Genomic DNA, 13,100 nt, shown 5'->3' on the forward strand with positions numbered 1-13,100 from the left:
AGGGTGTGACGGTGACCGGTTACGACGTCGAGCGGGTCCGAAAGGACTTCCCGATCCTGCAGCGCAGGCTCGCGGAAGACCGGCCGCTCGTCTATTTGGACAGCGCCAACACCTCGCAGAAGCCGCAGTCGGTGATCGACACGCTCTCCGAGCACTACTCGCTGCACAACGCGAACGTGGCGCGCGCGGTGCACCAGCTCGGCGAGGAGTCGACCGCGGCGTTCGAGGGCGCGCGCGACAAGATCGCCGCGTTCATCAAGGCGCCGAGCCGCGACGAGATCGTCTTCACCCGCGGCATCACCGAGGCGCTGAACCTGGTCGCCAACGTGCTCGCGTGGGAGGGTCCCTACCGCGTCGGGCCGGGTGACGAGGTCGTGGTCACCGAGATGGAGCACCACTCCAACATCGTGCCGTGGCAGCTGCTCACCCAGCGCACGGGCGCGACGCTGAAGTGGTTCGGCATCACCGACGACGGCAGACTCGACCTGTCGAACATCGACGAGCTGATCACCGAGCGGACCAAGGTCGTCTCGCTGGTCCACGTGTCGAACATGCTGGGCACGATCAACCCGGTCGCCGAGATCGCGCGGCGGGCCAAGGCCGTCGGCGCGCTCGTCGTGCTGGACGCGGCCCAGGCCGGTCCGCAGCTGCCCTACGACGTGACCGCCACCGGGGCCGATCTGATCGGCTTCACCGGGCACAAGCTGCTCGGTCCGACCGGCATCGGCGTGCTGTGGGGCAAGTCCGAGGTCCTCGCCGGGCTCCCGCCGTTCCACGGCGGCGGCGAGATGATCGAGGACGTGCGGATGGAGCGCTCGACCTACGCGCCCGCGCCGCACAAGTTCGAGGCGGGCACCCCGCCCATCGCGCAGGCGATCGGGCTGGGCGCGGCCATCGACTACCTGTCGGCGCTGGGCATGGAGAACGTGGCCGCGCACGAGCAGGAGATCACCGGCTACGCGCTCGGCCGCATGCTGGAGGTCCCCGGCCTGCGCATCCTCGGCCCGACCGAGATGGTCGACCGCGGTGGGGCGATCAGCTTCACTATGGAGGGCCTGCACCCGCACGACATCAGCCAGGTGCTCGACTCGTACGGCATCGCCGTGCGCGGCGGCCACCACTGCGCCAAGCCCGCCCACCGCAGGCTCGGCGCGCAGTCCTCGACCCGCGTCTCGCCGTACCTCTACACCACTACGGCCGAGGTGGACGCGATGATCGAGGGGCTGCACCAGGTGCGGAAGTTCTTCGGGGTGGCGTGATGCAGCTGCAGCAGATGTACCAGGAGATCATCCTGGACCACTACAAGAACCCGCACGGGCGCGGTTTGCGCGACCCGTTCGACGCCGAGTCGTTCCAGGTCAACCCGACCTGCGGCGACGAGGTGACGCTGCGGGTCAAGCTCGACGGCACGACGGTGACCGATGTGTCCTACGAGGGCCAGGGCTGCTCGATCAGCCAGGCGTCCACGTCGGTGCTCACGGACCTGGTGACCGGGCACAGCATCGACGACGCGATGTCCACTTTGGACGCGTTCGTCGAGCTGATGCAGGGGCGCGGCCAGGTCGAGCCGGACGAGGACGTGCTCGAGGACGGCATCGCCTTCGCGGGTGTGGCCAAGTACCCGGCGCGCGTCAAGTGCGCCCTGCTCGGCTGGATGGCTTTCAAGGACGCGGTGGCCCGCGCGAACGGAGTGGATTCCCATGAGTGACGAAGAAGTCCAGCGCGGCGCCGCGGGCATGCCCGACCAGACGCCCCGCGCCGACCTTCCCTCCCTGGACGACCTCGAGGAGGCCATGCGCGACGTGGTCGACCCCGAGCTGGGCATCAACGTGGTCGACCTCGGGCTGGTGTACGACATCCGGGTCGAGGACGACAACACCGCCATCATCGACATGACGCTGACGTCGGCGGCGTGCCCGCTGACCGATGTGATCGAGGACCAGACCCGGACCGCGCTGACCGGGGGAGCGGGCCTGGTGAACGACTTCCGGATCAACTGGGTCTGGATGCCGCCGTGGGGCCCGGAGAAGATCACCGACGACGGCCGCGAGCAGCTGCGCGCCCTAGGCTTCACTGTCTGATCAGGTTGATTTGAAGCTGGCGGGGTATCCCCGCAAGGCTCCTTGGGCACGTTCGGCTACTGACTCATCGCCCGCGGCTCCGTCGTGGCGATCAGCCGCGAACGCAGCGGATCTCGACCTCTGCGATCACCCGCCCGCTGCTGGGCGGGTGATATGTGTCGACGAGTTCGGGCGCTGAACCTGATGGCCCGCAAAGGAGAAGGCCGGGCGCGCGCACGGTTGCGGGTCGCAGATGCACTGGCCCGGCGAAAAGCCAGTCGCGGCCGTTTGACCAGGCCCCAGGTGCCACTGATGCCTCAACCGACCGATCCTGCTGTCTCCCCATCGGCGACCCGCGAGGCCGTACTGGTTGAACCACGCCGCACAGTGTCACGGAACAGCCACACGAATGTCGCGACGCCAACCGCCGAGCAACCCGCGCCAAGGAACGCGGCCGGGATGCCAAGATACTCCACGACCAGCCCACCTGTAGCCTGCCCGATCGCGATTCCTACAGTGCCGCCCATAAGCACCCATCCGAATGCCTCAGCGGCGGTGCCTTCCGGGGCCACGTGTTCGATGACTGCCGAGTGCGCAGTTGACTGTGGCGCGATCAGGGCTCCTCCCATGACCAGCGCGATGCCGAGCCACAGCACCGACGTGGGAATCGCCACCAATCCGGTGAGCACGCCGAACGTCGCCAGCAGGAAGGGCAGCCGCAGATGCATCGGCCGTGGCCAGGGTCGCATCGCGTACAGGACGCCGAACAGTACCGAGGTAGCCGACCACAGGCTCAGGAGGAGCCCACCGAGCGGTGGGTTTCCCGCGTTGACGGCTGCGGCGGGGACCGCGACCTCCACGAAGCCGATGGTCAAGCCCAGCCCGAGGACAGCGAGTACGACGGTCCGCATCCCTGCGCTTGCGAAGGCTCCAAGGGGGTTGCCTGTTGGTGCCGCCGTCGGTGTCCAGGCCCGCACGACCCGGTTCAGGGAGAACCATGTCGCGCCCAGCATCAGCACCGCCGCACCAGTGGCCAAGCCAGTGCCCGCCCACGGCGCCGCGATCAACAGACCGGCGATTCCCGGACCGAGTATGAAGAACACCTCGAGACTGATGGCTTCGTATGCGTAGCCTGCGGTCCGAGCAGGACCGGCAGGCACCATCCGCTCCCACAGCGCTCGTGAGGCCGCGCCGACCAAAGGCTGGGTGGCACCGATCCCGAACGCGACCACCGCCAGCAGGGGAACAGGGACGAGCAGTTCGACGGCAAGGATGGTGGCGGAAACGAACAGACCGAACGCGCCGGTCGCGATCAACAGTGGCCGAGTAGGTCCTAAGCGATCTATCAACCTCCCCTGGATGACGGAGCCCGCGGCGACGCCGATGAGCGCCGCCCCCGAAGCCAGGCCTGCGGCGGCGAACGACCCGGTTTTCCGCTCGACGTACAACAGCAGCGACAGACTCACCCAGATGATCGGCAGGCGAGCGAGCGCCGAGCCGAGGACTGGCGTCCGCATGCCCTGCGTGGACAGTGCGGCGCGGTAGTCGGAGATACGAATGGAATAGGACACGTTCGTTGTACGTAAGCAACGGTCGAACCGTTCCCCGGCGTCGTCGACGCAGTCGCTCGCGCCCGTGCTGGTGGCGTACGGGCAGTCTCGCAGCCAGCTCGCGGCAGATCAGGCCACGAAGCTGCTTATCAATGCGTACGCCGATACAGCGTTGCCATCACCGAAAGGTTGTGGACCACAAGATCGGTGACGCTGCGGTTGCTGTTCTGCTGGCGTTTGGTCAAGGAGGTTTCAGCGTCCAGCCGTCGGTCGCTGTGCTTTGGGAACACTGGCGCAAAGCCGTGTATCGGCGAGTCCCACTCCTGCGGAGCGCTGAGCAGCTCACGCACCCCCGTCACCTTCGCCCATGACCGTTTGATGCGCCCGATCCATTGTTCAATCGTGTTGGACCAGAGGGGGTCGGGGCCGTGTGACCACGGCCCCGACCCCTATGTGGCCTGGCAAATCCTTAGAACAGTTTCAGGCTCCAGCTGTCAAGGCTGCCGTTGTAGCTGGACAGGTCGCTGTCCCAGATTCGCAGCGTCCAGGTACCGGATGGGTCCTCGGTGTAGTTGCGCGTCCATGGGCCATTAGCCCACGCGCCGGTGTCGTTTGCGCTATAGTCCTTGAGTCGGATCACGCTACCGTTGGGTGCGGTGATTTCAATACGCAATTGGCCCTTGCGCTGATGGCTAAGATTGGGCAGCCATTGGAAATAGTGGCCAGCCTCGACATTTGCGGGCACAGTGAGTGTGCGAACCAGCGGGGCTCCGATGCTGACGCTGCCGGACGGGTTGTCGGTTACCGTTGTCTTGGGTGCGATAGCAGATGTCACCATGGTGTCGGGGATTTCGTACGGACCAACGCCCCCGATGAAGCAACGCTGCAAGCTGTTGATCGGGTCGTTGTTGTAGTAGGTTTTCATGCACGTGCCTAATGCCTTCTGTCCCCAGGTGTTGGGGTGGAACGATTCCGCAATGCTGCGCTGAGAGCCAAGGGCCTTGCTGCGCTTCTCATCTGGATCCGATCCGAAGAGCTTGGCCCTGGCACCTTCGAAAACTGGATTGACGCTGTTGACGTCGATGTCGAGGTACCGAACCCACTCGGCGTATTGGGGTTCCTGTGCGGGGAGGCTGCCTCGATGGGTGTCGGTCTCACACAGCCTGTGGCCCTTGAAGACGTCCTCCATGTTGACAAATCCAACGCCGCGCTCCTCGGCCGCGGCCTGGATGGCATCGTTCAACCGCGAGACAACATGGTTGTTGATATAGGTAGAGTCAAAGCGGCGAACCGGGCAGCGGTCTGACCAGTGGCCGGTCTCGCTGGCGGAAGACCATTCCGCCCACTTGGTGGGAGTGATGCTCGGATAACCGGTCAGTAGAAGCTTGTAAGAACCAACCGGTTGTCCTTCAGCTGCCAGTGCGCCTTGCACTTGATCGATAGTCTTCAGAGTATTGTAGAAGACATCTGAGATCGCGTTGCCTGCGCCCGACTCGATCTCGTCTTTGCACCACTGCTCGCCATAGCCGTCCTGGAAGTAGGTGTGAACGTAGGCCGCCATGCATTGGATGACGAGTTCACCGAAGCCTGGCTTGTCGTAAGCCGGAATGCTGATGTCGTTTCCGCCGACGGTGATCGCGACCATAGCCACGTCGTCGGTGGGAAATATGGCATCTCTCAGCTGGTCTAATTGGGTTTTCAGCCCTGAATGTTGCTCCACTCCGCCGGCATTGGCTGACCAAATGTGCTTGCTCTGCGCACCGGAACACGCCAGATTGACGACGCGGTCTGCGGCGCCTTTCGCGTAGGTGATCGGGGCGTGTCGAGCTCGATGGCACGGGTTGGCCCCCCACCAGCCGTCAGACTCGCGATAGGTGTTCGGTTCGTAGACGTGAGTCTCCGGGCGATAAGTCCACTTTCCGGTGAGCGAGTCGAACCTCGCGGCCTCGTCAGTGCCCTGCCGGTCACCCGATCCCACACTCGTGTTACCCCTCCATCCCGCCCCTTCACCCGAAGCGAAGCTGTCGCCCAGCTGAATGAGCACCTTCCCAGGTCCCGGTGTCGGCACCGCCGAGGACGATGGCGCGCCCATGACCAGAGAGGCCGCAGCGGCAGTCAGGACCAGCGTGGCACCAAGGCCCGCGGTCCGGCGATGTGGCCCTTTTTTTCGCATGCTCACTCCAACGGTTTCTGCAACAGCTACTCTCTTGACCCGAATACGTGTCCACGTCGATTAGTGGATCCCAACCGCATAGGCAGCCGTGTGGACGTCGGTGCTGACCGGATGCGGCGTGGCTTGCATCGGCGGCGCTCGTGCCTATCGGGCGGCCCGAGTATCGGAGTGCAACGTCGCCGCAGCGAAGAACCCTCGCAGGCGCGGATGGCGGACAGAGAGGCCCAGATGTCTGCATGATGGGGCCGCTGCGTCGAGCAAGCCGAGCGGTTCCCGGGTCTCAGTCAGTACCGCCTGACGGTGGGCTGGCCGCTATCGCGAGCTGGGCCGGCAGGTATGACCGACCGCTCGTCACGGCCTCTGACCAGCCCGAAACGCGTGTCGAACGGCGAATCGTCAAGATCAGACTGGACCGCCGATGGGGATCAGCCCGCTTCGCCTAACTGCTCGACCTGAACCCCTCGACTGTGCACCGCGTGCTGCGCCGCCGCCGGCTGGCCCGGCTACGACACCTTGACCGGGCCACCGGCACGCCGATCCGCCGTTATGAGCACGCCGCGCCGGGTGATCTCGTGCACGTCGACATCAGGAAACTCGACAACATCCCCGACGGCGGCGGTCACCGGATCCACGGCTGGCAGATCGGCGGCCGCAACCACCAGCGGACCCCCACCGCGACGCGCAGTGCCTACCGCAACCCACTGCTGGGCTACGGGTTCCTGCACAACGCCGTGGACGATCATTCCCGGCTCGCCTACACCGAGATTCTGCCCGACGAGACCCAGCACACCGCGGCCGCGTTCTGGCGACGAGCACAGAACTTCCTCCACACCAACGGAATCACCGTCATACGGGTACTCACCGACAACGGCGCCTGCTACCGATCCAAACTTCGGCGCGACACCCTCACCGCCGCTGGCATCACACAAACGCACCCGCCCCTACCGGCTACAAACCAACGGGACTGTAAGACGAGCGGCTCTGGCGCACTTTCGGTGGTGGTGTGGGGGTCCCGAACCGGGGCGCTTGTTGATCTTGTCATGATCATTTGTGACTGAAGTGGCGGAGCTGGTCGATGTGGTGTTCTCGGGGCTGTCCGCGCTGTCGATCGAGAGCGTCCTGGACGCAGGCGACATGATCGTGGTGCGGGCCTCGACCAGGGACTATGCGGTGGCATGTCCTTCGTGCGGGACGCCGACCGGCCGTGTTCACGCCCGTCACGAGCAGGTTCCGGCCGATGTTCCGGTCGATGGTCGCCGGGTGCTGGTCAGACTGCGGGTCCGCCGGATGCGATGCCCTGTCCCCGAGTGCCCGCGTCAGACGTTCCGCGAACAGGTGCCTGGCCTTGTCGAGCGTTATCAACGGCGGACCGTGCGATTAGGTGAGCAGGTCCGTTGTGTCGTGCGCGAGCTGGCAGGCAGGGCCTCCGCCCGACTGTTGCCCGCGATCGGAATCCCGGTCGGGCGGGACACCGCGGTGCGAGTGTTGTTGGGTATTCCGTTGCCGGATCGGGCGGTGCCAGCGGTCCTAGGGATCGACGATTTCGCCCTGCGCCGAGGCCATGACTACGCCACCGTGTTAATCGACGCGGACACCGGTGCCCGCGTCGACGTCCTGCCTGGACGGCGCGCGCAGGTGGCGGCCGAGTGGCTGAGGGCGCACCCGGGTGTCGAGGTCGTCTGCCGCGACGGTTCGACCCTATGCTCAAGCCGTGCGCGACGCGCTGCCGCACGCGATCCAGGTGGCCGACCGTTGGCATCTCTGGCACGGCCTGTGTGACGCCGCAGGCCGCGAAGTCGCCGCCCACAGCGCGTGCTGGGCCACGGCCACCGGGCTGCGCGAGGGCAAGCTCGCTGACACCACATTGCAACGCTGGCACCAGATCCATGCCCTGCTCGATACCGGAGTCGGGCTGCTGGACTGCTCACGTCGCCTCGGTCTGGCGATGAACACCGTCAAGCGCTACGCCCGCGCGGCCACACCGCAGCGCATCCAACGCGTCCCCAAATACCGGGCCTGCATGGTCGACCCTTACCGCGACCACCTCCGCCTCCGCCGCGAACAGGAACCGGGCGTGGGACCGACCGAGTTGCTGGGCGAGATCCGCGCACTGGGCTACACCGGCAGCCACAACCTCCTCGTGCGCTACTTGAATCAGGGGCGCCATCTGGACGAGCATCGGCACCTCTCGTCCCGCCAGGCCACCCGCCTGCTGCTGACCCGACCGGAGAACCTCGCTGACCATCAACACCAACGACTCGAAGCACTGACCGCCGCGTGCCCCGAAATGACAGCGCTGGCCAGCCTCGTGCGAACCTTCGCCGCTCTGCTCACACCCCACGGCAGCAATCCCGCCCGGCTGGCGGCCTGGGCCACCACCGCCCGCGAGGCGGATCTACCCCAAGTGCATTCGTTCGCCAGAGGCATCGAACTGGACATCGACGCCGTCACCGCCGCGATCACCCTCACCCACCACAACGGACGCACCGAAGGCATCAACACCAAAACCAAGCTACTCAAACGACAAACGTATGGGCGGGCGGGCTTCGCGCTCCTGCGCCACCGCATCCTCCTCGGCTAACGCCACCACCGAAAGTGCGCCAGAGCCGCTCGTTTGACAGACCCAAACCAACGGCAAGGTTTGTGAGTATGGCGGCGGCATCGCGTGGTTCGGTCTGACTGCGGCAAATTCTGACCGTGGTGTCTTTCGTTCGATTTGTCGACCGGTCCACGCGGTTGTCGGCGACGCGTGAAAACTGGCTCTGTCCCAGATTCGGTGATCATCCCCGGGCGCGGTATGACCACGGTTTGTGATCTTGAACGACGCGACTCAAGGCTTGGCGTCGGTGCTGTTTCCGCACTTGACAGGCGTGCGGGTGGATCGAGTGGTTGCTGCCGAGCGGTCGGTGCGGTTCGAGGTGGCCAGCCATGAACCCACGGCCGTTGCCCTGCATGTGGTCACCCATCGGACCGGGTTCACAGCCGCTACGAGCGCACTATCGCTGACCGCGGCTTGGGCGACCGGGAGGTGCTGATCCGGTTGCGGGTTCGACGTTTCCGCTGCCGTAACGGCGAATGCGCTCAACGCATCTTTGCCGAACAGATCGATGGTCTTACCCAGTCTATCAACGTCGCACTCCACCGCTGACGTCGTTGCTGGTCGACGTGGCGTTGGCGCTGGGTGGCCGCGCTGGGGCACGGCTGACTCGGCGGCTGCCCGCGGGCGTCTCGCACATGACCCTGCTGCGCCTCCTACGCGCGCTGCCATTGCCCGACCCGGGCAGCTCAGTGAGGTCGGCGTGGACGATTTCGCCCTACGGCGCGGACACCACTACGGCACCGTGCTGCTCGAGTATTCGACGCCGCCATTGTCGTGGTGGTCGAATCGTTCGCGATGGAAACCAGACTCGGTTCGATAGAGCGAAGTTCGCTTTCTATCGCAAGGGTCTGCTGCACGAGCAGGTGACAGCGGTAGTCACGCAGCCTGGCTGGCTGGCGTGGTCATGATTGCTTCGTATTCGACCGGGGTCAACCGGTCGAGAGCGGCTTGGCGTCGACGGCGGTGATAGGTGCGTTCGATCCAGGTGACGATCGTGATCCGCCGCTCCTCACGGGTGGACCACGTGCGCCGGTCGAGAACATTGTTCTGCAGCAACGCGAAGAAGCTTTCCATCGCGGCGTTGTCCCCGGCCGCCCCGACCCGGCCCATGGAACCGACCAGCCCGTGACGAGCCAGTGCGCGGACGAACTTCCTTGATCGAAATTGCGATCCGCGGTCGGTGTGCACCACACAGCCGGCGACCCCGCCGCGGCGGGCGACGGCGTTGACGAGCGCGGTGGCGGCGAGTCGGGACTTCATCCGGCAGTCGATGGAGTAGCCGACGATCCGGTTGGAGTAGGCGTCCTTGATCGCGCAGAGGTACAGCTTTCCTTCGGTGGTGCGGTGTTCGGTGATATCGGCCAGCCGCAAGCGGTTCGGCGCGGTGGCGGTGAAGTCGCGCTTGACGAGGTCGTCGTGAACCGGCGGACCGGCCTTCTTGCCGTCGCGGCCGCGTTTCTTGCCGAACGCGCTCCACCAGCCCATGGCTGAACAGATCCGCCATGCGGTCCGATCCGCCATCGACAGGCCGGCGTCGCGGGCTTCGTCGGCCAGGAACCGGTAGCCGAACTCTGGGTCGTCGCGGTGCGCGTCGAACAACGCGTTAGCCCGATACGCCCGCTCGAGTTCGGTGGCGGTGACCGGGCGGGCACGCCACCGGTAGTAGGGCTGGCGAGCGATCCCGAGTACCCGGCACGTCACCGCGACGGGTACACCGTCGGCGGCCAGCTCGCTCACGAGCGGGTAGAGCCTTTCCCGGCAGGTTCGCCTGCGACAGGTATGCCGTCGCGCGGCGCAACACCTCGTTCTCCTGCTCCAGCAGCCTGATCCGTTTGCGGGCCTCACGCAGCTCGGCCGAGTCGTCCCTGGCCACGCCAGGTTTGACGCCTTCATCGGTGTCGGCCCGACGCAGCCACTTGAACAGCGTCATCGGGTGGACGCCGAGATCCTTCGCGATCTGTTCGACCGTCACACCGGGTTCACGACCGCGAGCGACCCGCACTACATCATCGCGGAACTCCTGGGGATAGGGCTTGGGCACAGCGACATCCTCCCAGCTCACCATCACGGCAAGCCAACTCAGATCACCAATCCGTGCAGCAGACCCCAATGCGTGTCATGACAAGTGGGGTCAACGCCCGTGGCGATTGACCCCACTTGTCACTACGGCATAGGAAGGGCGCTGCACGTAAAGCTGCGGCTGTAGCTGTCCGAGACTCCGTTTGCGTCAGATACGGTAAAAGTAATCGCGATATTTTCACCGGTTGCGCACTGGGTGTTCACAGCGAAGCGGCCGTCCCAGCTCGGAATATGAACCCCATTTCGTTTCCACTGGGTGCGCAAAGGCGATGCGCCGCTATTTGCATCCGCAGAGCAGACGTAGTTCTGCGAACCTGTCTCGCAAACGAGTTCAGTGACTACGGGGCCATGTACTCGGAAGAGAAGTCGGTTTGGAGAACCTGATCCAGGGTTCATGATCTTACCTGTCGTGGCATCAGCCTTGATCGCCTCGCTTACACGAGCTGGCGAGGCGGCGGGATTCTTGGCCAGGTAAAGCGCCGCAGCGCCTGCCACATGTGGGGCGGCGATCGATGTCCCGCTTGTGAGCACGAAGCGGTCATCGCCGAGATGGCTCGTAGTGAAGATATCCTTGCCCGGCGCGAAGAGGTCTAGGCAAGAGCCGAAGTTGGAAAAGCTGGCGCGCTCGTCACTTTTAGTGCTGGCGCCAACGGTTAGTGCTTCAGACACGCGCGCAGGCGAATACCCGCAGGCGTCTTTGTTGTCGTTTGCCGCCCCGACGACAACGGTGATCCCCGCGTTGATCGCACGGCGAACAGCGTCGTCCATAACGGAGGACACTTTTCCTCCAAGGCTTATATTGATGACTGCCGGTTTGATGTGATTGCTCGTCACCCAATCGATCCCTTGGATGACGTTGGTCATCGACCCCCCTCTATTGCAGTCGAGGACACGCACTGCGATGAGCTTCACCGACTTGGCAACCCCGTGCTTTGCGCCGCCCACAACGCCTGCGACATTCGTGCCGTGGCCGTCGCAGTCACTGGCGTCGTTATCCTCGTCAACAGTATCGCGGCCATGGTGTGCGCGACCTTGGAAGGCAGAGTGTGTGGTTCGAATACCGGTGTCGATCACATACACTCTGACGTTGCCGGCAGGCTCGTCGTAGGTGTACTTATTGTTCAATGGCTGATTCCGCTGGTCAATTCGATCCAACGGCCAGGGGGCGTCAATTTGATCTGTCATGGCTGACACTGTGCGGTCTTGCTCAACGTATTCGACATCGGGGTTTCGTGCCAGGCGTCGCGCAGACTTCTCGGACATCTGCACTGAGAAACCGTTGAGGGTGTCGTAGACTTCTTTGACTCTGCCGTCGTAACGAGAGGCAAGTGAATCGGCGGATCCTCGAACTGACGATGAGGGGACGGAATCCTTCAGAACGACGATGTATGAGTCGTGGATACTGTCCTCGACGTTGGCATCTCTGATGTATCCCTCTTCAGCAGCGATTGCGGAACCGAGGTGTACGAGAGGCGCGGCGGCGACGGCGGCGACGATTGCTGCGCATGCCCACCATCGCCGAGTCCTGCGTGAAGTCCTGACTGCTAGCCAATGCATCTGTTCCCTCTCGTTGATCCCTCGCGGATCGCTTCGCTGCTCTGCGAGCTCGTCACAGTCCTACGCATCACACCCCCACTCGGTTCCGCTCATTCCGCATGGCGCGTAGTGCCCTCTTCGTGTTCGGACATTCACACTGCGGCACTTCCTCCCACGACTTGTGGCGGTATGGCTACCACCGCGGTCACGACGGCGAGGACGGACTGACCTGTTCCAGGATTGCTACCCGTTGAGAGTCGGGTGCCAGGAGGCCGACTCGGGGACATGGTCCGGTGGTGTCGGAGCGCTTGTCGAGGCGCATGACGCGCAGCGCGCAGGCGAGTTGCGATCGACTGCGTGGACCAACGGTGGCATTGAGCATGGCCGGAGACATCTCAATGGGCGACGGTCGCAGAAGAAGGCACTGTGGCTTCGGAGCGCAGCCTGGTGCCGTCGTCGGTGTGGGGTGAGGTTCCAGGCGCGGACTCGGGAACCGCGCGGGCGCGGGCGACCGTACGACGAACGTTATCCCAGCCAGGCTGGACGGCCATGGCGAAGGTGGATGGCAACCCCTCTGTCGAAAGGACCATTGACCGTGCACGACATCAGCAGCACAAAACACCACCGTGCGAAGCCGCGGCCGCTCGCGGTGGCTATCGCCATGACCGTGGCGAGCATGGGGGCGGCCCTGGCCGGTGCTGCGACCGTTTTGATCGGCGGCCCGCAGGCCCTCCGTGGATTCGTCGAGGACTACGTCGGTGAGGAACTGGGTGTGACCGGTGGGAGCGAGGCGGTCCTGGACCTCGCGCTCGACGAGGTCTACGTCACCGTGCAGAGTCGGGCGGTGCTGTGGATAGTGTTGGCGGGACTGGGGTTCCTGGCGGTCCTGACCGCGCGCAAAGGCAAGACCGCTGGCCGCGTGTTCACCACGACTATCTTGCTGCTAGGCGTCGCATTCGCTCTTCTCAACCTTGCCGATGCGTTGCCGACTGCTCTCCAGGTCTGTTCGACGATCACCCTGCTGACGGCAGTGGGTGCGATCGTGGCTTTCTGGCTTCCGGCCGTTGGCCGATACGCGAAGCAGCCCTGATGTCGTACGGACC

The 13,100-nt window shown here is 64.6% G+C and carries 10 protein-coding genes and 4 pseudogenes; 8 read left to right on the top strand and 6 right to left on the bottom strand.

The features are described 5' to 3' along the window. Nucleotides 1-11 precede the first annotated feature (11 nt). From ACSHT8_RS01485 to ACSHT8_RS01495, 3 genes are read left to right on the top strand one after another with little or no spacing between them, the layout of a single operon-like run. Nucleotides 12-1,259: a cysteine desulfurase gene (locus tag ACSHT8_RS01485; RefSeq protein WP_436496935.1), complete on the top strand. Its 1,248-nt coding sequence runs from the start codon at nt 12-14 to the stop codon at nt 1,257-1,259. Next, nucleotides 1,259-1,708 (top strand): Fe-S cluster assembly sulfur transfer protein SufU, encoded by a 450-nt coding sequence (gene sufU / locus ACSHT8_RS01490; protein ID WP_436496937.1) that lies wholly within the window; start codon nt 1,259-1,261, stop codon nt 1,706-1,708. Before ACSHT8_RS01485 ends, sufU begins: the two co-directional genes overlap by 1 nt. After that, nucleotides 1,701-2,081 (top strand): metal-sulfur cluster assembly factor, encoded by a 381-nt coding sequence (locus tag ACSHT8_RS01495; RefSeq protein ID WP_436496939.1) that lies wholly within the window; start codon nt 1,701-1,703, stop codon nt 2,079-2,081. The genes sufU and ACSHT8_RS01495 overlap by 8 nt, the downstream gene beginning before the upstream one ends. A 296-nt stretch (nt 2,082-2,377) precedes the next feature. On the opposite strand, the gene ACSHT8_RS01500 is transcribed toward ACSHT8_RS01495, so the two are convergent. From ACSHT8_RS01500 to ACSHT8_RS01510, 3 genes are all read right to left on the bottom strand, one after another. Next, nucleotides 2,378-3,577, bottom strand: coding sequence for an MFS transporter (locus ACSHT8_RS01500; RefSeq protein WP_436501964.1), 1,200 nt, complete (start codon nt 3,575-3,577; stop codon nt 2,378-2,380). A 182-nt stretch (nt 3,578-3,759) separates the two neighbouring features. Then, nucleotides 3,760-3,960 (bottom strand): hypothetical protein, encoded by a 201-nt coding sequence (locus tag ACSHT8_RS01505; RefSeq protein WP_436496941.1) that lies wholly within the window; start codon nt 3,958-3,960, stop codon nt 3,760-3,762. Between the two features lie 119 nt (nt 3,961-4,079). Next, nucleotides 4,080-5,654, bottom strand: coding sequence for a proprotein convertase P-domain-containing protein (locus ACSHT8_RS01510; protein ID WP_436496943.1), 1,575 nt, complete (start codon nt 5,652-5,654; stop codon nt 4,080-4,082). A gap of 427 nt (nt 5,655-6,081) precedes the next feature. Between ACSHT8_RS01510 and ACSHT8_RS01515 the strand changes: the two are divergent. The 3 pseudogenes from ACSHT8_RS01515 to ACSHT8_RS01525 form a co-directional block, all read left to right on the top strand. Then, a pseudogene (locus tag ACSHT8_RS01515) lies at nt 6,082-6,758 on the top strand (IS481 family transposase); the annotation flags it as partial. A gap of 75 nt (nt 6,759-6,833) precedes the next feature. Next, nucleotides 6,834-8,364, top strand: a pseudogene (locus ACSHT8_RS01520) (ISL3 family transposase). A 369-nt stretch (nt 8,365-8,733) separates the two neighbouring features. Next, nucleotides 8,734-8,931, top strand: a pseudogene (locus ACSHT8_RS01525) (transposase family protein); the annotation flags it as partial. Between the two features lie 327 nt (nt 8,932-9,258). On the opposite strand, the gene ACSHT8_RS01530 reads toward ACSHT8_RS01525, so the two are convergent. After that, a protein-coding gene (locus ACSHT8_RS01530; protein ID WP_436501965.1) for an IS3 family transposase occupies nt 9,259-10,384 on the bottom strand; the annotation gives its coding sequence in 2 pieces (ribosomal slippage) (nt 9,259-10,137 and nt 10,139-10,384; 1,125 coding nt in all). Between ACSHT8_RS01530 and ACSHT8_RS01535 the strand changes: the two genes are divergently transcribed. Continuing rightward, complete coding sequence (locus ACSHT8_RS01535; RefSeq protein ID WP_436502259.1) at nt 10,316-10,504, top strand: hypothetical protein; 189 nt, start codon at nt 10,316-10,318, stop codon at nt 10,502-10,504. The two genes, ACSHT8_RS01530 and ACSHT8_RS01535, sit on opposite strands and share 69 nt — an antisense overlap. 41 nt (nt 10,505-10,545) lie before the next feature. Here the strand turns inward: ACSHT8_RS01535 and ACSHT8_RS01540 are convergent, their stop codons facing one another. Next, nucleotides 10,546-11,646: a S8 family peptidase gene (locus ACSHT8_RS01540; protein ID WP_436501966.1), complete on the bottom strand. Its 1,101-nt coding sequence runs from the start codon at nt 11,644-11,646 to the stop codon at nt 10,546-10,548. A 12-nt stretch (nt 11,647-11,658) separates the two neighbouring features. Then, a pseudogene (locus ACSHT8_RS01545) lies at nt 11,659-12,018 on the bottom strand (protease inhibitor I9 family protein); the annotation flags it as partial. A gap of 574 nt (nt 12,019-12,592) precedes the next feature. Between ACSHT8_RS01545 and ACSHT8_RS01550 the strand changes: the two are divergent. Next, nucleotides 12,593-13,087 carry a hypothetical protein gene (locus ACSHT8_RS01550; protein ID WP_436496945.1) on the top strand — a complete coding sequence of 165 codons (495 nt, stop codon included), beginning with the start codon at nt 12,593-12,595 and terminating at the stop codon, nt 13,085-13,087. The last annotated feature ends 13 nt before the right edge of the window (nt 13,088-13,100 follow it).

Origin of the sequence: Actinokineospora sp. HUAS TT18 (assembly GCF_051364635.1) — a bacterium.
In the GTDB taxonomy this organism is placed as follows: Bacteria; Actinomycetota; Actinomycetes; order Mycobacteriales; family Pseudonocardiaceae; genus Actinokineospora.

Excerpts from the sequence above, each read along its gene's own strand:
- ACSHT8_RS01500 (WP_436501964.1), bottom strand. The coding sequence starts at position 3,577 with ATGCGGACGCCAGTCCTCGGCTCGGCGCTCGCTCGCCTGCCGATCATC.
- ACSHT8_RS01540 (WP_436501966.1), bottom strand. The coding sequence starts at position 11,646 with ATGACAGATCAAATTGACGCCCCCTGGCCGTTGGATCGAATTGACCAG.
- sufU (WP_436496937.1), top strand. The coding sequence starts at position 1,259 with ATGCAGCTGCAGCAGATGTACCAGGAGATCATCCTGGACCACTACAAG.
- ACSHT8_RS01495 (WP_436496939.1), top strand. The coding sequence starts at position 1,701 with ATGAGTGACGAAGAAGTCCAGCGCGGCGCCGCGGGCATGCCCGACCAG.